The sequence below is a fragment of the Methylophaga sp. OBS4 genome (genome assembly GCF_026319305.1).
Taxonomy (GTDB): domain Bacteria; phylum Pseudomonadota; class Gammaproteobacteria; order Nitrosococcales; family Methylophagaceae; genus Methylophaga.
On record NZ_JAPDMV010000016.1, the window covers coordinates 1 to 22,385 of the forward strand.

22 protein-coding genes are annotated in these 22,385 nt (G+C 48.9%); 9 read left to right on the forward strand and 13 right to left on the reverse strand.

The features are described from left to right. Nucleotides 1-740, forward strand: a 740-nt coding sequence (locus OMP95_RS06455; RefSeq protein WP_266327148.1) for a cytochrome P450, incomplete at its 5' end; no start/stop codon positions are given. Nucleotides 741-1,108: 368 nt separating this feature from the next. On the opposite strand, the gene OMP95_RS06460 is transcribed toward OMP95_RS06455, so the two are convergent. The 3 genes from OMP95_RS06460 to OMP95_RS06470 all read right to left on the reverse strand — a co-directional run bounded on the left by OMP95_RS06460 (nucleotide 1,109) and on the right by OMP95_RS06470 (nucleotide 3,614). Beyond that, nucleotides 1,109-1,846, reverse strand: a complete 738-nt coding sequence (locus tag OMP95_RS06460) for a hypothetical protein (protein WP_266327150.1) — start codon at nucleotides 1,844-1,846, stop codon at nucleotides 1,109-1,111. A 27-nt stretch (nucleotides 1,847-1,873) separates the two neighbouring features. Next, entirely contained in the window at nucleotides 1,874-3,073 is a 1,200-nt protein-coding gene (locus OMP95_RS06465; protein WP_266327152.1) for an NnrS family protein, read from the reverse strand. A 232-nt stretch (nucleotides 3,074-3,305) separates the two neighbouring features. Further along, nucleotides 3,306-3,614: a hexameric tyrosine-coordinated heme protein gene (locus OMP95_RS06470; RefSeq protein ID WP_266327154.1), complete on the reverse strand. Its 309-nt coding sequence runs from the start codon at nucleotides 3,612-3,614 to the stop codon at nucleotides 3,306-3,308. A gap of 99 nt (nucleotides 3,615-3,713) precedes the next feature. Here OMP95_RS06470 and OMP95_RS06475 point away from each other — a divergent pair, with 99 nt between their 5' ends. Then, complete coding sequence (locus OMP95_RS06475) at nucleotides 3,714-4,133, forward strand: MarR family winged helix-turn-helix transcriptional regulator (RefSeq protein ID WP_266327156.1); 420 nt, start codon at nucleotides 3,714-3,716, stop codon at nucleotides 4,131-4,133. Nucleotides 4,134-4,669: 536 nt separating this feature from the next. Continuing rightward, on the forward strand, nucleotides 4,670-6,106 hold the full coding sequence (locus OMP95_RS06480) for an ammonium transporter (RefSeq protein WP_266327157.1): 1,437 nt from the start codon (nucleotides 4,670-4,672) through the stop codon (nucleotides 6,104-6,106). Between the two features lie 362 nt (nucleotides 6,107-6,468). Here OMP95_RS06480 and OMP95_RS06485 read toward each other — a convergent pair whose 3' ends face one another. The 4 genes from OMP95_RS06485 to OMP95_RS06500 are packed head-to-tail and all read right to left on the reverse strand — an operon-like array spanning nucleotide 6,469 to nucleotide 10,029. Then, entirely contained in the window at nucleotides 6,469-8,016 is a 1,548-nt protein-coding gene (locus OMP95_RS06485) for a S8 family serine peptidase (protein ID WP_266327158.1), read from the reverse strand. After that, nucleotides 8,013-8,594: a hypothetical protein gene (locus tag OMP95_RS06490; protein ID WP_266327160.1), complete on the reverse strand. Its 582-nt coding sequence runs from the start codon at nucleotides 8,592-8,594 to the stop codon at nucleotides 8,013-8,015. Before OMP95_RS06490 ends, OMP95_RS06485 begins: the two co-directional genes overlap by 4 nt. Beyond that, nucleotides 8,584-9,168: an RNA polymerase sigma factor gene (locus tag OMP95_RS06495; RefSeq protein ID WP_266327162.1), complete on the reverse strand. Its 585-nt coding sequence runs from the start codon at nucleotides 9,166-9,168 to the stop codon at nucleotides 8,584-8,586. Before OMP95_RS06495 ends, OMP95_RS06490 begins: the two co-directional genes overlap by 11 nt. 45 nt (nucleotides 9,169-9,213) lie before the next feature. Further along, nucleotides 9,214-10,029: a hypothetical protein gene (locus OMP95_RS06500; protein ID WP_266327163.1), complete on the reverse strand. Its 816-nt coding sequence runs from the start codon at nucleotides 10,027-10,029 to the stop codon at nucleotides 9,214-9,216. On the opposite strand from OMP95_RS06500, the gene OMP95_RS06505 reads away from it, so the two are divergent. Continuing rightward, entirely contained in the window at nucleotides 10,013-10,300 is a 288-nt protein-coding gene (locus tag OMP95_RS06505; RefSeq protein WP_266327165.1) for a hypothetical protein, read from the forward strand. The genes OMP95_RS06500 and OMP95_RS06505 overlap by 17 nt on opposite strands. A gap of 18 nt (nucleotides 10,301-10,318) precedes the next feature. Here the strand turns inward: OMP95_RS06505 and OMP95_RS06510 are convergent, their stop codons facing one another. Continuing rightward, the gene (locus tag OMP95_RS06510; protein ID WP_266327167.1) at nucleotides 10,319-12,376 is read right to left on the reverse strand and encodes a hypothetical protein; all 2,058 of its coding nucleotides are present in this window, start codon (nucleotides 12,374-12,376) and stop codon (nucleotides 10,319-10,321) included. Between the two features lie 108 nt (nucleotides 12,377-12,484). Then, nucleotides 12,485-13,867, reverse strand: coding sequence for a hypothetical protein (locus OMP95_RS06515; protein WP_266327169.1), 1,383 nt, complete (start codon nucleotides 13,865-13,867; stop codon nucleotides 12,485-12,487). A gap of 357 nt (nucleotides 13,868-14,224) precedes the next feature. On the opposite strand from OMP95_RS06515, the gene pqqA reads away from it, so the two are divergent. Beyond that, nucleotides 14,225-14,296, forward strand: a complete 72-nt coding sequence (gene pqqA / locus OMP95_RS06520; protein ID WP_081443609.1) for a pyrroloquinoline quinone precursor peptide PqqA — start codon at nucleotides 14,225-14,227, stop codon at nucleotides 14,294-14,296. A gap of 86 nt (nucleotides 14,297-14,382) precedes the next feature. Here the strand turns inward: pqqA and OMP95_RS06525 are convergent, their stop codons facing one another. Then, entirely contained in the window at nucleotides 14,383-14,586 is a 204-nt protein-coding gene (locus OMP95_RS06525) for a hypothetical protein (RefSeq protein ID WP_266327171.1), read from the reverse strand. A gap of 640 nt (nucleotides 14,587-15,226) precedes the next feature. Here OMP95_RS06525 and OMP95_RS06530 point away from each other — a divergent pair. From OMP95_RS06530 to OMP95_RS06545, 4 genes are all read left to right on the forward strand, one after another. After that, on the forward strand, nucleotides 15,227-15,772 hold the full coding sequence (locus tag OMP95_RS06530; protein ID WP_266327173.1) for an OmpA family protein: 546 nt from the start codon (nucleotides 15,227-15,229) through the stop codon (nucleotides 15,770-15,772). A gap of 16 nt (nucleotides 15,773-15,788) precedes the next feature. Further along, nucleotides 15,789-17,162: a TolC family outer membrane protein gene (locus OMP95_RS06535; protein WP_266327175.1), complete on the forward strand. Its 1,374-nt coding sequence runs from the start codon at nucleotides 15,789-15,791 to the stop codon at nucleotides 17,160-17,162. A gap of 310 nt (nucleotides 17,163-17,472) precedes the next feature. After that, complete coding sequence (gene tpx, locus OMP95_RS06540) at nucleotides 17,473-17,967, forward strand: thiol peroxidase (RefSeq protein ID WP_266327176.1); 495 nt, start codon at nucleotides 17,473-17,475, stop codon at nucleotides 17,965-17,967. Between the two features lie 177 nt (nucleotides 17,968-18,144). After that, nucleotides 18,145-18,792, forward strand: coding sequence for a hypothetical protein (locus OMP95_RS06545; RefSeq protein WP_266327178.1), 648 nt, complete (start codon nucleotides 18,145-18,147; stop codon nucleotides 18,790-18,792). A 56-nt stretch (nucleotides 18,793-18,848) separates the two neighbouring features. Here the strand turns inward: OMP95_RS06545 and OMP95_RS06550 are convergent, their stop codons facing one another. The 3 genes from OMP95_RS06550 to OMP95_RS06560 form a co-directional block, all read right to left on the reverse strand. Then, nucleotides 18,849-19,079, reverse strand: a complete 231-nt coding sequence (locus OMP95_RS06550; RefSeq protein WP_266327180.1) for a DUF4168 domain-containing protein — start codon at nucleotides 19,077-19,079, stop codon at nucleotides 18,849-18,851. Next, nucleotides 19,067-20,629: a S8 family serine peptidase gene (locus tag OMP95_RS06555; RefSeq protein WP_266327182.1), complete on the reverse strand. Its 1,563-nt coding sequence runs from the start codon at nucleotides 20,627-20,629 to the stop codon at nucleotides 19,067-19,069. The genes OMP95_RS06550 and OMP95_RS06555 overlap by 13 nt, the downstream gene beginning before the upstream one ends. Before the next feature lie 292 nt (nucleotides 20,630-20,921). Further along, nucleotides 20,922-22,373 carry an aldehyde dehydrogenase family protein gene (locus OMP95_RS06560; RefSeq protein ID WP_266327184.1) on the reverse strand — a complete coding sequence of 484 codons (1,452 nt, stop codon included), beginning with the start codon at nucleotides 22,371-22,373 and terminating at the stop codon, nucleotides 20,922-20,924. Nucleotides 22,374-22,385: the final 12 nt, after the last annotated feature.

Below are 22,385 nucleotides of genomic sequence, written 5' to 3' on the forward strand. Positions count from 1 at the left end.
CTGCAAGCCTGTATGAACCCCTGCGTAAATGGACCCGTGGCCATCACGCAGCCACACTGGCTGCGGATCGAAAAGCTTTGGGTGAACTCGCATCACGCTTTGATACGTTGGTTAGTAATTTGTTGGCGGAACGCCGTGCGGCCGGTACCAAGAGAGTGGAAGATGTAACCTCACGATTAATGGCCGAAACAGTTGAGGGCAGAAATTTAACGGATGAAGAAATTACCAGCATATTGCGTAATTGGACCGTGGGCGAATTAGGAACGATCTCCGCCTGTGTGGGTATTTTGCTGCATTATCTGGCGGAACATACAGCACTCCAGCAACGCTTACGGGCTGAACCCGAACTGTTGCCTGCGGCAATTGATGAAATACTTCGCATGGACGCACCGTTGTTGGCGAATCGCCGGGTAACGACGTGCCCCACTAAAATAGGCGATCGAGAATTGGATGCCGGTGAACGTCTGACGATTATGTGGGGGTCCGCTAATAGAGATGAGAAGGTTTTTGGTGATCCGGACGAATTCCGGCTGGATCGGAATCCTCAGGACAATCTGCTTTATGGTGCTGGTATACATGTTTGCCCCGGTGCCCCATTGGCAAGAATGGAGCTTCTCTTTTTCGTGGAAGCGTTGCTATCGCAGACGACAGATTTTCAGGCAGTCGCTGATAAACCGGCTGTCCGGGCACACTACCCGACGGGTGGATATTCTACTGTTCCTTTATATGTCAAATGTTAAAGATGTAGAAAGAAATGGACCTTTTCTCAGATGAATACCTGTCCCTCAATGAGAAAATCCTTTCATGCCACCAGTTTTGCAAAAGCAAAAGGCGGCAGATAATTGAACGATCTGTGTGGCCGCTCATGGTTTGATAATGCGGTAATTTCCCCCTTTTTAACTGGAGCTAAAAGTAGCGTGAGCCGCGATTCTCGGCTTTATCTCTGTCATAGCGGCTTATAGGAGGGTGCGAAGTTACAGGACTTCGGTTGATTTGACGCAAGAGTGAGTGCGGATTTGCAGGTTTTATTGTTTTCTATCTTATCAGTATTGCCATTACCTGGTTATCGTATGCAGGACGACACTCACAAGGGTTAAGTACGGATGCTTTATTTAACAGAATCCGGGGAGGAATGCGTCAGCAGTTCCAGCTGGGGAATTAGTTCACATTTATTTAATACGTGAAAGATGTAACGTGGTGAGTCTTGATGAGTGTTGTAACTCATAAAGGGGTCACCCCAAAAGCTCAGCAGTGCTTCGCAGTTGGCCGAGGTCATATTCTCTGCCATGATAAATGAGATCGTGAGGGGCAATGACCGCCATTTTGGCTCGCGCACAATCAGACGTTTATCGACGTTTTTAATTCGCTGGGCGAGATCTTCAGTCCACAGTGATTTTTGCCCCACATCCAGAATGAATTGAATCGAGCTGACATGCCCATTATTGATCGCCGGTAATAACAAGGCATCAAACATCGCCTCTGACTGATACATTCTAAGGCAGATGTTGTAAAAAACGACATCACCACTCATGTTCTTGAGAAACTGCTCATTCACCGAGCGCAGCCGTCGTGGCCCTATGAGAATAATGTCGGGACTATGCAGTGTCGATTGTATTTGTTCGACCTTGCCTCGAATTTCATTGACTACCTCAGCACTGGTTTCATTATTTTTACTGTGTCTGAGAAAGTTGATAAACAGTAGCCCCATTAAAGCCAATATTATCGGTAGTAACACATCGGCATTGGCAATATGCAAAAAATGCAAAATGATCGCAATGATTGCAGCAATGATACCTGCGATTGCATCCCACTCATATTTGAGAAAAAGTTTAGGTCTGACTGACATAGATGAGACTCATGTGTCGAAATTCTCTCAACCCGGCTTCCCGTCAGGCCTTGGCTTGATAAGGATAGGGGAAAACGAGACAAGAAATAGCCCATAGGCGAGAACCCACAGCACAATACTGATCCACAATAGCAGTTGCGTGTCTTCTGGCCAGATGAGTGCGAACAAGACACGGGTGATCGCCGCGGCTAAAATCAAAACAAAACTAACAGTCATGAGAGGCTTGGCAACAATGGGTCTGCCGGTGTGACCCAGCGAAACACGTGTCATCATACTAAGTATCATTCCAGCCATTGCCCCGACGGTTAAGGCGTGAATAGCCGTGGTGATATTGAGGTTGCTCCCGGCATGATGCGCCGCAATAAGGGCCAGACCGACAGGGATGAACCAGTACGCGATATGTAATGACCATAACAGCGGATGCCGAAATGTCAGCCATATCTTCCATTGCAGGGCTCTTGCCAGTAACAGGAGTGCGGCCAGCGCATATAAGCTTGCCAGAAGTGCTTGCGGAATAAGGTTGTTGATGAAAAACAGCTGAAAAATAAAGACCAGCCACAATGTTCCCAAGGCTGTTCTATCTAACCAGCGTATTCGCGGCGCAGCTTTAGATTGGGTCGCATTGGCGGTAAACATTGGTATTACACGACCGCCAATTATCGTCATCATCAACGTGATCAGAAGAACAGCACTATGGAAAGCGTTGGTCTGCAATGCAGGGTTTTCTGTCATAACGCCCGCGTAACTCATAAGGTTACAGATACTGAGAAGTATCAGGACAGCTATCGTGAACAGGTTTCTATATTGCCTTTTCTCAAGCAGTGGCCGGGACAGCAGCCATGCGCTGATGAGCAAAAAACTTAGATCGATCAGGGCCACCAGCCATATGGGCAACGGTGAGCCAAAGAAAACGGCGATCCGCCCAAGCAGCCACAGTGCGACCAAAAAAACCAGTTGCACGCCATGCGGTGCCCTAATCCCTGTCCAGTTTTGCACCGCTGTCAGTAAAAAGCCGACAAGTACAGCGCCCACAAAGCCAAAAATCATCTCATGGCTATGCCAGAAAAGGGTATCGCCAAATGGGGCGAAGCTGAGCAATCCACCAAGGAACAGGCCCCAGATAAGCAAGACAACGATGCTGGTGGCGGCGGCAATCAGAAACAGAGGCCTGAAAGCCAATCCGAATAACGCAAAAGATGGAATCTGTTCTCTCGCCTTCTCTGTCATGAATGCCATGTCCTTACAGCCAGCCTGAGTCTGTCAAGAGATCACCATAATTAAGACTCTAAAACATCCGTTTACACTGGCTGTTTAATTCGATCAAATCAGCTTTCTGGTCACAATAAGCTATAGTTATGAATATGGCAAAGTCAACCGGTGGCGTTGAGTGCAAGGCGGAGCCGTCTGGCCATCATCTCCGTACCGATGGCCAGACAACACCAAAAGCAAAATGCCGGACTTATTTGTCCCGCCAGTAATCATTGGCAATAGCAATAGTTTTGAATTCAATGGCAACCAATTCGGCCGCGTTCATCAGTAGTAAGGGCTCTTCTGCATATTTAGCACGAACACGATGCTTGGCAGCACTGTCAGTTTGAATCGAGCCAATGGTTTTTCGAACAATTTTGATAGCCAGTTGCCGGCCTTCATAAGGTGTTTCTGTGATGAGGCTGGGCATGTAATCCTCGGATGCTTGCATTTCACCGGCTGGCAGGCTGATTGGAGTGAGAAAGAGCGTCATTACAATGCTGGGCAGGATTTTTTTCATGACATGTCTCCGTATTATGTTTGTGTACAAAATGTTCGTATACAAATATAATGTCTGCAAATCAGGTATGTCAAGTGTTATCGGAGTGCGATTATTCTAATGGGGCCAATACTTAAAGATCAGGTGTGTTATGCGTTGTATTCAACGAGTGGTATTGTCACGCAGGCGTACAGTAGCTTATTGAAACGTTTGAAGCTGACCTATCCTCAATTTGTGGTCATGATGGCGCTGTGGCAAAAGGATGGTGTTTCAGTTACCACACTGGCTCACCAGGTGGGAATCAGTAAAGCAACATTGAGCCCTATGCTCAAAAACCTTGAAGCAAGTGGCTTCCTTTACCGAAATACTGTTCCCGGCAATGACAGAGTGAAATCGATAGTTTTGACTGAGTTAGGGACAAAGTCCGTTACAGAGGGGGAAACAATCGCTAAAGCTGCTTTGTGCGCGACAGGGCTGAGTGATGAAGAAGCCGCTACCTTGATTGGATTGTGTAACAAGATAAAAAATAACCTCAGATAACGGTTTTCCCGAAGCAATGTATCTGATTTTTTATACTGTTTCAGACGATCAGACAGGCTTCATTGGCATAGTTCATCAGAGTAGGGCTGTTATCAGCCAATTGGATTAGTACCATTGAAGCATGGCCAAAAAGTTAAAAAGCCTTGGGGTTTATGCCGGGTTGAATGGTGAAAAGTGGCGCACAGTGAGGCAAGACTGTAATGGAGGTTACGATAAATATATAATAAAAACAATAAGATAAACCCAGGCTTCAAGTGCAAAACCCCTTGGCCCCTGGTTCGGTTCCTGCTGGACCCACCAATAAAATCAAAGCCTTAGCATCCAAAAAGATACTAAGGCTTTTTGCTTTTATGGCATGCCAATTCAAATTCATCAGCACAATAATAAGCTACACCTTGCTAGACGCACATATTTTTCAGGATACCGTTACTCCTTAAGTGGTAATTACTAGGAGTAATAGACACCCCTGTTCGTCAGTACTAGAGTCGTTCTTGCCCGGTTGAATTTCACATTCACAATAAATTAAGGAACTTTCCATGGCATTAGATCTCGCAACTCAATTTGCTGAGCAGGTCACACTGAACCAGCTCGTACAAAACCTTACCTATGCTCACGGCACCGTCGGGGCAATATTCGTCGTTATCGGCTTGCTTTTGATTGACGTTGGCGGCGTCCGACGACGAAACGCATTCAACGCAACAGTAGAAAAAATGATCGGCTTCTTTATAGGCTTTGCAGCCTATTTCTTAATCGGGTTCGCATTCTGGGCCTCGCAATATTATATCATGGAAGGTTACACTCTGACCGATACTATCAAGGACTGGTGGGCTGGCGGTGCACTGTCCAACTCGCTTGCCCAAAATGTAGATCCGGCAGTGTTTCCGGGCCTGAATAACTTCCAGATCTTCATTTTCTTCCTGGCCTGCTTCGCCGGTATCATCAACGTGCTGCTGCACTTTGCGGTGTCGGAGCGCATGAAGGCGTCCGCCTATTACATCACGGCGTTCGTTGCTACCATCGTCTCTTCAGTACTCAGCTGGTGGACCTGGGGTTCTGTCGGCCCGCTCACCAATTTGGGCTTTCACGACTTCTTCGGCGCTGGCTTTGTGTATCTGTTCCCGGCTGGTATGGCAATGGTCTTTGCCCGCACGCTTTCCCCTCGCCCCGGCATGTTCTCGGCGCACCCCAAGGTGTCTGAATATCGTGTTCCCAGCCTCGGTCTTGTTACCACCGGCGTCATGATGATCTTTGCCGCGCTGCCGATGGTGATCCTGTCCTGCCTGTTCTTCTTTGATCCTGAAGCACTGGCGGTGAGTGTGACTATGGCTGATACCAGCGTCGGCATCGCCTTCAACAACTACGGTGCAGCCTGGGCTGGCGGCGCGATAATGGGTGCTATCCTCGCTTATTCAACCCGCAAGTTCAGCTATCTGCTGCTCGGCCCGCTGGCCGGTTATGTCTCAGGTGCTTCCGGTTTCGACGTCTATGTGCCTTGGCAGATGTTCCTCGTCGCGCTTGGTTCACCAATCGTAGCTTATGTCATCTATGAGTTCATGCAGAAACGCAATATTGATGAACACAAGCTGCTGCCGCTGTTTGCCGGGGTCGGTTCTTATGGCCTTATCATGGTTGGCCTGCTGCATGCCGGTACACCACGCGGTGGCTATCTGGGCATCGAGGAAGGCGCGTATGCATTCCAGCATGGTGAGATCGGCATAGTGATGCAGCTGGTCGGCATCGTGGTGTGTCTTGGTTTAGGTATTATCACGGCTATGGTGTTGTCTTTCATTCTCAAACACACAATCGGACTGAGCGTGTCGGATGAAGATCAAGCCGAAGGCCTTGATAAAGTCATCTGGGGAATTGAACCGGATGTTGATCTGAATTCTGAAAGCAATGCGCCTTCAGTATCGTCAGCCGCAGCATCGGCCACAACCGCTGCATCATCAGCATCTACCTCAACTTCGTCCTAGTCTAACTAGAACGGCCTCCTTCCAAGGCCTTGGCACAGGGTAAGGTTAACTACCCTGATGCCGGGGCCGCGGACGCGGGTCGACATCATGATACGCTTTCACCGAGTACACCCACCAATAACGTTAAGATCACAGCTTATGGCTGCAATCGTTGACATCAAGCCTGCAGCTTAGGCTCTCCTCTTCAACCTGTTATCCCTTGGCAATCCTGAATCGCCACTTTTTCTCCAGACACTTACCTACCATTCTAACTGCCTTGTATAGCAACCATTAGCTGCTAAAAGATGTGGCAGTATTAAAACCGGATTACCCTTGTTTCCCTGAGGGACTGGCACTTGGTTTTCCCGTTGCCGGCATCGCATTCAACGACAAGTATCAAGTTGCAGCTTTGGTAAGCCCCAGCCAAAAACCGGATCACGGCCCGTCGCACCCAGATCATCACTTATCTGCCGTAACGTCGCGTAGAGCAACGGGCGGGCTATTGACGGGTTGCGGTTTACATAAAATGCCGCTACAGCCAGCGCATAAGGTGCAGCATAGGACGTGCCTGAGTGGTACTGACCCGAGGTTTCCAGATCGGCGGTCCAGACATCTACGCCAGGCGCTGAAAAGTCGACATAATCACCTTGGTTAGCTGCATCATAGACTTTACCCGCGGCATCAATAGCGGTGATGGCAAACACGCCATTTATGGCGGCGGGGTAGGCGGGTTTATTGGTTAAATATTCATTACCGGTCGCGGCAAAAAGCAGCATGCCTTGCTGCAAGCTCAGTCGAACAGTGTGTTCCAGCACGCGGTTAGCTCTGCTGCCTGAGAGTGAGATATTGACCAGCCGGACCTGCTGGCTGATCAGCCAGTCCAGCGCCTGAACGATGGCGGCTGTGGTGGCGACAGGGCCGTATTCTGATTGTTCGATAACTCCTGCAGCGTAAATCGAGGCGCCGCGTATAAGTCCCTCAAGAGCGGGATGATTATTATTGCCAAGCAGGATTACAGCCAGCGCGCTTGCATGGCTGGCGTCTGTGGCCGGCAGCTGACTGACAAAGGACTGCCTTTGGATGTTTGTATCAACAAGGCTGGGGTGTTCTGCTGCCACCGGACCATCAATCAGACCGACTTTGAGCTTATCGAAAAAATGAGCCGGGCACTTGTTTAGATGTGGCCAGTTCATCTGCTTTTTAGCATAGAGTCTGGCGCCTCCCGCCCGGTGGTAATAGTCATTGCGGTCAATGGCAGCATCCGGGAATTGTTGCCGTAAAGTTTCGATAATGCGCTCAAGTGCTTGTTCCGGCCCTTGTGAAGTAATCAAGCTCAGGGAGAGGCTGGCAAGCCGCTGCTGACTGATGATCTGAAGACCCAGCTGGTTTAATGCGCTGATAACCGCATCGCTGTTTGTTTCGTCAACCAGAATGAGGACTTCGCCTGCCCGATAAGGTGTTTGAGAGTTAGCTTGTTCGATAGTTGAGCAGCTGTGGATTTGCAGCCCGGTTTTGGTTAATGGCGAGCTGGGCGTGGCCCTGAAAAACAGCGGGTAGGCCTGAAGTTGATGGAGATAGCGTTTATCCGGCATCGTTAACATGACTTTGTCCGGCACCGGCGTGTGTTGTTGCAGCGGAATAAACGTAGCCTCGCTTTGCAAATACCACTGCGAGTTGAAGAGCAAGGTTTTTTGTCTGCTCTTCACCGTGAATGTTTGTCCGGCAAACAGGCAGCCATTATCAACAAGCGTGAAAAATTGTTGTTGTTCGAGCTGTGTCGGGGCCGGTTGCACGCCAGGGGCAGTCCGTGGCGGCGTTGTTTGCCGGAAAGTCGGTTCACGGGCTTCGGATGCGCCGGTATTCTGCTCGCGGGTCTCCGCCTGTCCCAGGGACAGGATAAACAGGCCAATCAGCGCTGCTGACCGTATCATTTTACGATGTGGGCCGATTCAATAATGGGCTCGGACTTTAATGCTTCCAGGGCCTTTGAGGCCGTCATGCCCGGCGCAATTCTGTAGAGCCCCAGTGCGGAAGGACCGTCAATGATAGTGGCATCAAGCCGTATTAATAAGGCCCGTATTTCCGCTTCGGTGGCTGTCGGCGAGAATGTGACATTGATGATAAGTTCAGGTTTGTCAGCCCCGGATAGCTCATCACCGGCCGGTATAAAAATATCGGGTGTGGGTGATATCAAAGTCACCGTTGTCTGCACCAGCAGTAACAATGAAGCGGCGATGGCGGCATAGCGCCAGGTTTTAACATTGGTTTTGACTGCTTTGTGGTGTTTGAGGTGATGCTGCAGTCGTTGCAGCCCCATTTCACCGGGGCTGTTTTCTTTTTGTGGCTGTCCCTTGATGTTTTGTTGCAGCTGTTGCAGGAAAAGGATTTCATCTGCCAGTTCCGGCTTTGCAGCCAGGGCCTGTTTAACCTGCAATTTCTCTGCAGCGCTCAGCGTACCATTGACGTAAAAAGGCAGCAGTAATTCTATTTCGGCAGTTTTATCGCTCATGGCTGTTTACTCCTCCCAGTAGCCGCTGCAGGCATTTTTTCATCGCCTGTCTGGCATGAAACATTCTGGTTTTGACGGTGTTTTCCGGACATTGAACAATTTGTGCTATTTCCCGGTAGGACATGTCTTCAAAGAAGGTTAATTCCATCACTGCCCGATGATCGGGCTTGAGGGTGCCGATACAGTGATGAACCTGTTCTGACTCTTCTGCCTGAATAAGGCAGGAGATGGAGGCCGGTGAGTCATCTTCCAGAGTGGTTAAGGTTTCGTCCGATAAACTTTCCGGCCGCGTTTTTCTCATGCGGTCGACGGTTTTGAAATAGGCAATGCTGAACAGCCAGGTCGACACTTTTGCGCGTTTTTCAAACCGGGCGGCTTTCTGCCAGACCTCCATAAACACTTCGTTAACGATATCTGCCGCTTCAAACGCATCGGGCAGTTTTGCTTTGATAAAACGAAACAGGCGCGATTCGTAGCGAAGATAAAATTGGGCCAGGGCTTGTTCATCACCTGCTGCTATCAGGTCAATCATGTGGCTGTCTTCCATCGCATCAGCTCCTGATTTATGAGTCATATGCGCTGTGTCCTGACGAAAAAATGACTACAGCGATACAGCTCTTTATGGCGTATTAACACGCTGCAGCGAAGAGACGGCGATAATATTTCCTGCGTTATCAAAGGCTTTAACCTGCCAGACGTAGGAGGTGCCGGCTTCCAGCCAGTTCATCGACATGGCGGACAAGTTCAAGCTTGATTCTGATGCGGGAACAAGTTTTCCGGTGAGCGGTTTGTCCTCACCGATGAGGAATAACTCCACCTGATAGGCGTGGGCTTTTTGAACAGTCGTCCAGGAAAATACCGTCTCGGTACTGAGCATAGCGTCCTGGGCGGGTGTAAACGTCTGGAGTGGCAAAGGGGCGATTACGTGTCCGGTTTCTTCTTTGATGACAAAATAACGCAGAATGGGTACCTCAAATTCTTCTGTTGTTTGTTGAACAGAGAAAGCCAGTAGATAGAGCCCGTTCAGATCCGTGGGTAACTTGGGACTGACCACCCGCGTCCGTCCTTGCCCTGAACTGACAAGACTCTGGCGAATAACCTTGAGAATACGGCCGCTGCCCGCGCCGAGACTGACTGTGGGATCAATGATCCGCCATTCGCCCTGCAGCACGCCGCTACTGGAAAAGGAAATATCTGCAACGGCACGGATATCTTCATTAAGTGCAACAATATTGGAGCGTGAATAGTCTTCAAAGGCCAAATCGATACGTTTGATGGTGAGTGCCTGGGCATTATCGCTGCCGGCATAAACAGCCAGGCTTCCCGAACCACTGGTTTGGGTATCACTGAAGGTTCTGACCAGTTGAACACTGCCGGCGGGGCTTTCGGCTATTCTCCGTAATTGGGCGGTATTGAGGGTGATAGATTCGGTCAATGAGACGGTGCTTGTTTCACCGGAAAGCAACACGGAAGTGGTTGACAAGCTGCCACCCAAGGAAGCTATGGGCGAGCCATTAACCAGTAATGACGCAGAGGGAGAACTTACCAGCCTGGTAAAGGGCCCCGGCCCGGTGCTGTCGGTCTCTGTTCTGTTCACCCGCCAGGTGACACTGAATGAATACGTATTGTTCAGTGGCGCGGTGATGGCCGAAGGGTTACTGGTGACGGAATTAACATCCGCCCGGGCCGTTGTCAGGGCCAGTTGATTAAGCATCAGAGAGAGACTAACGACGACCAGAAAATGGCGCAGTAACCCGTAAAACTGCAAATAGTTGGTATTTGTCTTCATTTGTTGTCTGTGCTGAATTTCCATGATTTCTCTCCATCGCCCCTCGAATTGCAACAGCTATTCCCGGATTATTCTGTGAAGCTGTTATAAACGTCCACCCGATTTCTGCATTAATGAGCTGTCTATCAGGTGAGTCGTTATCACCGCCAGCAAGGTTCAAATTATAGTTAAATCCCAGATCTAATTTGTTCGGAATAAGCAGCGATAGCAGGCCAAAGTTCAAATTGGTTGTATAGGTGGTCTCGTTTTGAGTTTGACTTTCAAAAACACCATATTGCAAATCGGTGTTAACCGACAGCCGTGAAGAGGGACGCCAGCCGGCGCCAACGCTGCTGAAACGGCTGATGGTATCGCCGGAAACCCCGGCATGATCATCAAAGTCAGCGTAGGTATGAGAAGCTGACCAGAACCAGTTTTCGTAATTAGAACCGCCACCGAAGGTGGTCGAGCTAGCGGCATTGTCTGTGTCGAATCCCTGATAATTATCCGGTGTATCGGCTCTATCCAGTCTGGCGATAAAACCGGAAAGCTGAAGATAAGGAGATCCTAACCAGGATAGCTTGCCTTGTTGTGGATCAAAGGCATAACTTCCGCTCCAGGAAGCATTGCGCAGACGATCCGTCGGCAGGCCTTCAAGATCCTCTACATTGTTTGTTTCATGGCTGTATTGCAGGTTTGCCGAAAATTTATTCCAGTAAAAATTGCTGTAGGCGGATGTCATATCTCTATCAGCGGCCATGCCCGGATTCGCCAAACTGGCAAAGAAGGTATCAACCTTTTGATAGGCGATGCCCAGCATCAGATCCGCCGGTTGACTGTTGAAGCTCAGGTTTTCAAAAGGGCGGGTTTCCAGTAAAAAGTTTAAGGCATTGCTTTTGTCTTCTTCGGTCAATCCCGCCTTTCCATCAGCGTCAAAGCTTGCCCGTGCATATTCCCCCATCATTCGGAGCTTGCCGCCAAAAAAGCCTTTATCCAGCCCCAGCGACCAGCCAGAACCTTCACTTTCCACATCAGTGCCGCTGATACCTGTGCCGGCATTTGAGCCCTGTCCTTCGTAGTAGAGACTGGTCAGCTTCAGGGCCTGGGCATCACTGGCAAAAGGTTTAATGCTGGCGGAAAATCCGTCAAGTCGATTATTGTTATCCGACACACCGGTGAAATGACTATTACCCACAACGGAATCCGGCCTGAAAGCAAAAACCCGGGTTGAAACACGGTTGTTGACATCGGCCAGCTTCAAAGAGATACCGCGCCGCTGCTGGGCAGAAAAGAGCTGTGAATTCAGGCCAAGACTGTGATGGCCCATATTAAAGCCACTGTTTAGCAACGCGCCGCTATGTTTAGCGGCAATCTGGTATTCGCCGATATCAATACTTTCACCGGTCAGGCTCAGGCCTTTTTCAGATTGCAGGAAATAGTTTGTCTGCGCGTTCACCTGCCAGTTATTACCACTGAATTGCGCACTGGTATTACCGGCGCCGGATAAGATGGTGTGGCGCGGCGCGGCACCGATATTGGACTGCGCAAAACGCTGGCTCAACTCTACGGAATTGCTGGAACTGAAGGAGCTGGAACGAAGCCACTGTTCGGCAGCAAGGCGCTGCTGCTCGGTCATCGCCTGTGCTGGTTCTGTTTCCGACCGGTGTTGTTGACCATCAATATTCAGCTGCCATTGCGCTTTTTCTTCCACACGACCGTCAGCCTGGAGAATAACTAATCTGACGAGGTGAAGGCCCGGCGCGAGGGGTTCGACAGGCGTATAGGTAAAATTGCTGCCTTCAAAGTCCAGGCCTGCGGTGATATCAATGCCATCAAGCTCCACCGCCAGTCTGGTCAAGACGCTAATATCCAGATCTTCAGGCAGGTCGATAATAAATAGTTTGGATGAGGTGTCGCCGGTAATCAGTTCGGGCTGCCAGTCTTGAGCATTGGCGGCATGAGCAATGAACATCATCAACACGACTGCGCAGAGTTTGGAGGTATGAATTTTCATATTCTGTACCCGTGCATAACAAAAGGCAGAGCACCCTTAGGGTGCCCTGCTGATGAGAAAGCTATTAGTGTTTGAGGAAATATCAACATGCTGTCCTTGCACGTGCATTCACTGCGGAATAGCTCTTAATTGCAGTTGCGCTTCTGGTTCATCCTCGACCGGTTGAATCCTTGTTGGAGAAGGGGCCGGGTCAGGTTTGACAGGTGCCTGAATTTTCTTTAATTCGGGTTTGATTGCTGCCGGTATCACCCTGCTTGGGGAAGGACTAACCGGGTCAGTATTACCGTTTTGGTGCTGGAACCCGCCCACTTCACCTGGTGAATGAAACTGTACTTGTGGCTCACAACGGTGCTTGAAAATGGCGGTGTCATAATCTTGCCATTGGCTCCACTCACCTTCATTGGGTTTAACACGTGCCATAATTTTCATGTTGTGATTCCAAACTTTATTATTTGAAATCGCCATGTAGGAATATTTGTCCTGACTTAGCATCGCATTCAACGGGAAAGTAAAGTTGATATGTTTACTGTACTGGGAATTAACAGGAATGCTGCTAAATTCGTAATAGGTACCATAATCGGCGTAAGTGTTGCTGACGGGCACGACTTTAAGATCCAAGAGCGCGGTATCGTTGCCGCTGAATTGCAGATTAATCTGGATTACTGGACTCTCTTTTGGGATGCATTGACCGTAGTGATGCGGGATATTGGGCTGAAAGTCTGCTTTATCCAATTTCATGGGTAAATTGTTATTGATTTGGTTGGGCATATTGTTCGCCAACTGAGCATTTAAAGTGCCGCTAAGTTTTAATTCCGGATCACCTTCATATTTAACGACCAGGTAAACCGTTGTGCTGGCAAAACCGGCTTTGCTTGTGTTGGAACCTTTAAGCCTGCACCAGCCAGCCATGGAAACCTTCCTCTCGACACCGATGTCTTGATCGTTTTGGTAGAAAGAAAGTTTGGTGCCGCCTTGATTGATATGTTGCTGCAACTTTTTGTTGAGTTCTTCCATGGGGTTGAACCTGACAGCAGGATGGCCTTGTTTGATTTGAGCAAGCGGCACTTTGAAGGATTCGAAGTTGCCGGCCTCAGAGATTAATCTGCTTTTGCCTTTCCCATAAGTGGTCGTAGGACCATAAGTCGCGCTATAAAGCGCCTGGGGTGACTGAATGCTGTCAATAAACAAGGAAACGGGGCCAAAGTAGGCTTTGGCTGTGTCATATTGAATATCATTGTCTTCTATACAACTGACATGGCCGGCCAGGTTGATTTCAATCTCAGTTTGTTGGGGTTGGATCTGAATCGCATCAATATGCTTATTGGCGGATACATTTTTTAAGATGACCTGATGATAATTGATGCCATCGATTCCGAGAGATACAGACTTAACATATTCAGATGTTTGATTGGCAAGTGTCTGAGCGGAAATAAGCAGTGAAAAGCCTATCCCCAGAAAGGTGTGTAGAAATGCTTTTTTCTGGATGTCCATTTTTAAAGTCTCCATATTACGGTTATGAGTTAACAAAAGTGGTTCAACTCGTAAGTCGTACTCAGTCCAGGCCGGGTTCAAAAAATTTCATATTCTAAATAACGAAGGTGAACGATAACCGGGAGGACTTGCCAGTTAGTTAACTATAGTTATGCACTTCTTAATTAAAAGCAAGATATTGATCTGTATGTTTTTTTAACCAGCAACCGATGATGAATTTTGGGAGGGGGGCTTTTCAGATTCAGAAAAATCCTGATTCATAGGGAGAAAAATACGCTATTGCGTGTTGCAGCCATTCACTATCATATGAACCGTAACAGCAAAATAGTTTTTCTCACGACAATTGGAGATGGCATCATGTGGACTAAACCAGAATACTCAGATATGCGTTTTGGCTTTGAAGTAACTATGTATATCTGCAACCGTTAATACATAGCAAAGCCTTAACCACAAAAAAGCCCGGTCATCATGCCGGGCTTTTTTTATGTCTGTGATTCCGCTTTGAAATAAGTTGCTTATTTTTGGGTCATTTTCAGATAAAACAGACCGAAAATCAGAAAAAAGAGGCTGGCGATAAAAAGCCGGAACCCCAGAACCGGATCTGCATGGGCGTAAACCATTAGATAAATAAAGCCGCCCAGGAACACGATGCCGATGGCAATAAAGCTGAGACTCAGGATTAGTCCGATTTTCCGGGGTAATTTTGTATTAACAGCCATTATTTATTCCTGAATATCAGCCCTATTTAAAACTGGTTATATTGTGAAGGGTAGCCTCTGCTTTGTGAACTAATAGCGAAGATCGGTTACCCCGCCCATTTGAGGCCGTGCTTTAAAGTCTGAATTTTTTGTACAGGGTGAGCCCGACGAGGGATAAGGTTGGGGTGTTTTTCTACCTGAAATTTAAAACAGGCAGAAAATATAATGTGGTTCAGTTCACATTTTTCCGATGATCAGGTTTAATAGAAGCCAAAGCTGGCGGCCCAGCTATTTAATTGCTAAGCCGCCGGACTGAAGATCAGAAAAAATGATATCGCTTATAAAAGGTTAGCCATATCGATATCAGCAGTATAAACAAGTTGACAGACGTTTTAATGATGGTGCTGTAAATGGTTGTTAACAAATAACAAAAGTTGACTTGCTTTAAATAAAATCTGATACTTCGGGGTAAAGTTTTTTATCACGCAAGTGAGCCGGCTTTCAGGAAGATTTTTAAATGAAGGATTTGATGCACCATGCAGCCCCCATGCTGGCTCTGTCCCCAAACTCCGCCCCGGCTGTTCCAGGCCTTGCAGCAAGCGGAGTGTAGCTCTATGTGTTTGTTTGTACTCAAACTGTTCCTACAAGGAGAGGCATCAGGATGAACCGTTTATGCCGTTTATATCTGCCACTCATCGTGGCTTTTTTTGTGACGGGTTGTAGCTCTATTCACAACAGTATTGGCCCGGACAGAGCCGAGTCAGAGTTGCGTGATTCAGTAGAGGCACCTGTAGAATTGGCGGGTGGCGAATCGCCATTTTGCGCCAAGCCGGAAATGGAAATACCGGTAACGCCCGAACTGGTACGGGCACCGGAGCCTTTCAAGGTCAATTTGTATTTCTTGCTGGATAAAGTTGAGTTCACGCCGGAGTCACAAGTTGAATCGAAGAAAGTCTACAAGGAAATCATCGACCGTGACTTCAGTGAGATTATTATAGTTGGACATACTGATACGGCTGCCTCAAATGCCTATAATGATGCGCTCTCGCAGCGACGTGCCGAGCGCGTTCAACAGGATCTGATCAATATGGGTGTGCCGCGTGATGTGATCAGGATTTCTTCCGAGGGCGAATACCGGCTGCTTATCGCCACACCTGATGAAACGGTAGAAGTAAGAAATCGTCGCGTCGAAATAAACGCGCGCTGACAGACGGAGTTTAGTGATGGTATATAAAAACAAGCTGCTGACAGTTTCAGCCTCGATTCTAAGCACCACTCTAATGATGTCTCAACCGCTTCTGGCTCAGACTCTGACCGAGGCAGTTGATAAAACAATCCAGAGCAATCCGACGATTCTGGCTGAAACCAATCGCCGCCTGAGTGTCGACAAGACTGTCGATCAGGCGCGGGCCGGTTATTATCCGAAGGTCGATCTTAATCTGGGTATCGGACGGGAGCGAGCGGAGAACAATGCGACCCGCCCCGGCCATGAGACTTTGACCCGCGGAGAAGCAGGGCTGAGTGCTTCGCAAATGTTGTATGACGGCTTTGCCACTAAAAGTGCTGTCGAGCAGAGCCAGTCTTTGGCCGAGTCTGCGGGCTTTGGTGTGGCCGACACTGCCGAAACGACCAGTCTCAGAGCCATTCAGGTTTACCTTGATGTCTTACGCAGACAGGATCTGCTGTCACTGACAGAGGATAATCTTGAAAGCCATGAGAAAATCCATTCACAAATTCAACAGCGTGCGGACAGTGGTGTGGGTAATAAGGCCGATGTTGAGCAGACTAAAGCCCGTTTGGCACTCTCACAAGCTAATGTGACAGCGACCAAAGGTAACCTTGAAGATGCACAAAGCAGCTATTTGCGAGTGATCGGGAACCTGCCTGAGTCGCCTGTTGACCCTGGCGATGAGTGTTGTGATAAAGCGCCGGCCACGCTGGATGATGCGATGAAAATTGCTTATAACCAGCATCCGGCATTGCGCTCAGCAATAGCCGGGCACGAAGCTGCGCTGGCCCAGGAACAAGGTGCTGAAGCGCCGTTCCATCCTCGTGTGGACTTGGAGTTGGGTACCCGTGCCGACAACAATCTGGACGGTGAAAGAGGGCACGAGAAAGAAGCACTGGCCATGGTCCGTATGCGCTACAACCTGCTTAACGGCGGTGCAGACAAAGCACGTATTGAAGAAACCGGCTTCCTCAGTGAGCAGGCGAAAGAAACCGCTAATATCGCCAAACGTGAAATAGAAAATGATGTTCGTCTGGCCTGGAATGCGTTGGATACTATTTCCAGTCGCCTGCCGATTCTGGCGCAGCGTGTTAAGTCTGCGGAAAAAACACGGGATGCTTATCAACAGCAATTCAATCTGGGTCAGAGAACTCTGCTGGATCTGCTGGATACAGAAAATGAAGTTCTGACGGCACGAACTGATTACACCAATGCATACTACGATCAGATTTATGCTTGTTACTGGTTGTCAGAAACCATGGGTAAATTGCTGGAAGTTCTGGAACTGAAAGCACCGGAACAGGCGATTACCGTGGCCGGACCTGATAAGCGGAGCAAAGAGGAGACCGCGGTTACTACCGATATGTAGTCCTTTACAGAACCATAACCTCCTCACAAAAAAGCCCCAACAGTTTTGCTGTTGGGGCTTTTTTGCTTATTAGTTGTTTCGGTATATGCTGATTTGGGTGGCTATCTATATTGCCATGATTGAAGACAAACGTGTCAAAATAGACAAGTGCAATCTTGCCGATGCCCGGCAGGTCTACCAGCATCCTAGCCGGTATATGCAGCACCACAGCACAACCGTTGAAAGAGCACTAGTTGACGGTGCGAACGCCGGATGTAAGGCTCGTAGAACATCATTATTCTTGTAACAAAATCACCAAGAGGATTTAATTATGGCGACAGTAACGTTAAAAGGACAACCGTTTAAAACAGCAGGCGAGTTGCCGGCTGTTGGCAGCAAAGCCCCCGGTTTCACCCTGACGAAACAGGACTTATCCGATCTCTCACTGGCTGATTTGTCCGGGCGGGTGGTGTTGAATATTTTTCCTTCTATTGACACGCCCACTTGTGCGGCCTCCGTACGCCAGTTCAACAGTAAAGCGGCAGCGCTGGCGAACACCACAGTGGTGTGTGTATCGAAAGATCTGCCTTTCGCCCTGGGGCGTTTTTGTGGCGCAGAGGGTATTGAAAATGTGGAAGCGGTATCAGCATTCCGCTCCAATTTTGCCGAGGACTATGGCTTGACTATTAAAGAAGGTCCGCTGGCAGAGCTGTGCTCACGTGCTGTTGTGGTCATCGGTGAAGACGGCAATGTGCTATACACTGAGCAAGTGGCCGAAATTGCTGACGAGCCGGATTACGACAAAGCTTTGGCTGTATTGGCTTAATTATTTCTACCGGTTAAAAAAGCCCCGCGAACCAGCGGGGCTTTTTTATGCCTGTTATGATGAAACTATGTTGTACTGAATGCAGGTTGCGGCTTGAATAAGGATATGATGCGCTAGTGCTCTTCCAATATCACATTGAAAGAGCGCTAAGAACGTTATAAGCCCATAACAGGTTTTATGACTGACCACGCTTTTTTATTTTCATCGGTCGCAGTGATGGCAGAGTTTCATCCACGCGCCAAAGCATTACGTTTCTGGCGTGATGAAGGCAGTGGTCTGCTGCGATCAAGCATTGTGTTTTACGACACACCGTTGCAATCACTGGAACAGCTGGAAGCGGATATTGCCGTGGTGTCGAGTATGCTGGCGGATGCTGCGCTGCCCGATTTTCATGCCTTTTGCACCGATATAGAAACTATTTTTGAAGGTGGTCAGCCTTCAGGTCCGGTGGCTTCACTCCAGGAACTGGACTGGCCCAGATTCCGCCGGATATCAGCCTATGCCCAGCACTGGAAACAACGTAACCCGCGCGAAGTGAATAAATTACTGACTTTTGTGATGGGTATACCCTTATACAGCTGTCTGCTTGGGCAGTTCATTACGCTGCGCCACAATGATACCGAGCAGGAAATTCTGGCGCAGATTCACGAACCGGGCGTGGTGTATATGATGGGGGTGAATCGGTTTAAACAGTTATTTCGCGAAGAAATAGACACAGCGTTTAATCAGGCAAAAATGCTGGTGTCGACTTTCCGGGGCACACGAACAGAGGATGCTGCCCGCATCGTAAACGGCATGGTCAACTCAATGGTCAAAAGATCCTAAAAAGCTGGATTATGTCTGGCACAATCCGGCTTTGGGTGGATGAAGTGAAATGAAGATCAGTTCATCATTTCCATTACACACTCACGCAATGCGGGATCATCGCGTACTGCCTGTGCAATCTGGCTGTAGGTTTCAACATCCAAACCGGCACTTTGTACAGCTTGAACCATGGTTTGGCTGGCTTCCTGCTGCAGCGCTGTTGCCTGGTCAGGATCGTCGGCTTTTTCCAGTTTAGCTGCGTACTCTTCGCGGATAGATTCCAGATCGGCCTGATTCAGTGGTGACACATTTGCTGATTGACCTGCACTTGTCCCCAGCCATAGCGAGTGTCAAAGCCACGGCTTCCCAGATCCACGGCATTGAATCGCAGGGTTTCAAATAATCTGTCGCGAGAATACCCCGGCTGTTGGCTGAGATACAAAGCTGCGATGCTGACTGCATGCGGCACGGCTAGAGAGGTGCCTGAACGATACTGTCCGCTGTGTGTTTTCGAGGCCGTCCAGATATCGACACCGGGTGCTGCAAAATCAATGTAATCACCCTGATTGGCGGAAGCTAATATTTCACCTCTGGCATCAATCGCGGTAATGGTGATAACGCCGGGTAAAGCAGCGGGATAAGCGGACTTTTGCCGATTTCCGTCGTTACCTGCTGCGGCGAAAATAATTAAACCTTTGTTAATGGCTTGGGCAAACAAGGTGTTGGTGACTTTGTTGACATTGGGGCTGGTTAAGGACACATTGACCAGCTGGACCTGTTGTTTGATAAACCAGTCCATCGCCCGGGCAATCGCTTCTGCAGTGGCGACAGAGTCCTGCCCACGCACCTGAACTACATTAGCGGCTTTCAAGTTGATAAACGGCACCAAACCCTGAAAACCATGATCCGGCTGACTGCCAACCAGCAAAACCGCGATCGCTGTAGCATGATCTTGATCCGGTTTTTGCGAAGGCAGTAAAAAGTTTCTTGTTTTGATGTTTTTTGCCATCAGAGCCGGATGAGTCATATCAATATCGCCGTCGAGCATGCCAACGCTGACTTTTATGGTTGATCTCGGTGAACATTCTGCCTGCTCGGGCCAATGCATTTGAGCTGCGGCATGCAATTGTGGTGACCCGCCACTGGTGTAAAAATGATGGTTAAAATCAATAGCGGCATCGGCAAAAGTTGCCCGCAGTTTTTTGAGTGCTTTATTAAGGTTTCTGTCTGAGCCGCCTAATACCAGCAATGTCTGGTTGATACTGTTGAGTTGGTGCCGGCGTAACAGCAGATAACCCAATTTCGAACCTTCCTTGATGATTTGATCGACAAGCCCTGAATGGACCAGTACCAGGATCTCGCCACTTTCATGGGCTTCTTGCACAGGTAACAGGTGGTGTTTGGCGATCGATGGACACAGTCGCAGTGACATACCGGTATTCTGGCTTACATCCGCACCCTCGGCAGCCAGTAATACCAGTGAATATTGCTGCCCGGGTTTGAGCGTGGTGTCACGTGGGATCTGTATAAGAATTTGCTGTTTGCTGATGCTCAGCAATTTCAATGCAATAAACTGTTTTTCTGCTCTCAACACCAGTCGGTACTTGGATAAGTCCATTAATTGCTCACCGGTCAGTTTGAGTACTTCTCCCGGTAAAACACAGCCATGGCGGTCTAGGTTAAACAGCAAAGATTTGCCAGCGACTAAGCGTTTAGACGAAGAGGTGGCAGTGCCAGGTGAAAATACAGCGCGGGTATCCGTTTCTGCCCCGCGATTCAGCGCCTGAATCGGGGCAACAATCAGAGTCAGGCCGAGCCATAAAGTCAGCAACGACAAGATGGTCTGCGAAAATTGCATGGTTGCCCGATCCTGATATGGAGCCTGTTGTTATGCTGTGGGGAATATTGCATTTCACAGCAGTGCTCAGGCTTTTCAATGTTTATTAGATACACGCCTGTAAGCCTCCGTACTTTGTGACAATCGTCGGAGCGCAACCTAATCCCTGTTGCCTCACTGTATTTGTTCAGGGCTATATGCTCTGTATTTTTTTCCGCTATGTCAGTGTTAAGTTTTGTTGAACAAATGCTCATTTACTAGGTGTTAACAGCCCTGGCTGAGCAAGTGACAGTTTCTGTCAATCATTTCAGCTTCAGGAAATGCCTTTGGATTTGATCACAATCATTTTTTCAATCTGCATATCTCCCATGGTATAAGGGATGCCGCCGGTGCCAAGCCCTGAGTGTTTCAGACCGGCAAACGGCATCCAGTCAACGCGGAATGCGGTATGTTCGTTAATCATCACGGCTGAAGCAGCGAGTTGTTCTGACACATACATCGCGGTATCAATATTCTGGCTATAGACGGATGATTGGAATGCGAACTCCAGTGAGTTGGCCGCGCTGATGGCCTGATCAATATCCTTAAACGGATAAACACAAACAACCGGGCCGAATATTTCAGCTGTAGAGACCTTGGCCTGCGCTGGTGGATTAAACAACACCGTGGGTGAATAACAGTTAAAGGGCAAACTCTGACCGCCACACAGCAACTCACTACCCATATCCACCGCTTCCTGAACCCATGAAGCAACACGGGTTAATTCACCTTTGCGGATAATCGGACCGACCTCGGTTTTAGCTGACAGCGGATCACCGACCACCATTTTTTCGGCAGCGGCAGCTAATTTCTCCGCCAGTTCACGGGCAATCGAGTTGTGGGCATAAATACGCTGTACCGATACACACACTTGGCCGGCATGATAAAAACTGCCTTTGGCCAGACCGGGGATCGCCGCATCGATATCCGCATCCGCCGCGACAATGACCGGAGCGACGCCACCATGTTCCAGTGCACAACGCGCACCTGGTGCAAGTTTTGAGCGCAGATACCAGCCGACTTTAGCGCTGCCGATAAAGCTGAGAAAAGCCACTCTGGGGTCTGTTGCCAGCTGTTCGGCAATATGGTGATTTTCTGTCAATAAAGCCTGACACCACTCGGCAGGCAAGCCTGCTTTGTAAAAGATCTCTATCAGGCGGAAACATGACAATGGGGTGTTTTCGGCCGGTTTGACAATAACCGGGCAACCACTGGCGATGGCCGGGCCGACCTGATGGGCGATCAGGTTAAGCGGGTGGTTGAACGCGCTGATCGCCACCACCACGCCGATCGGTTCTTTACGGACCGTTGTCAGGTGATGTTGAGAAGCGGGATTGATGCCCATCGGAATGGTGTGTGGGGCATCATTACGCAGCACATCAATACATATGCGAATGCTGTCAATGCAGCGCGCCATCTCCACATTGGAATCTGGCAGCGGTTTGCCGCCTTCTTCTGCCGCGCCCGCTGCCAGCAGGTCAGCTTGATCTTTCATCATAATGACGGCCCGTTCCAGAATAGCAATACGTTCAACCACGGACAGCCATTTGTTACGGTTGTGAAATAAGGCCTGTGCTGTTGCGAGGGCATGATTGACATCGTCGGCATTGGCTTTATCGACCGTGGCGATCAATCGGTCATCATAAGGTGAATACACTTCGGCGGTGGCCGCTTGTGTTTTGGAAAGACCGGCGATCATCACGGGAAAATGAGGAATGGCGTTCATATCGTGGCTCTC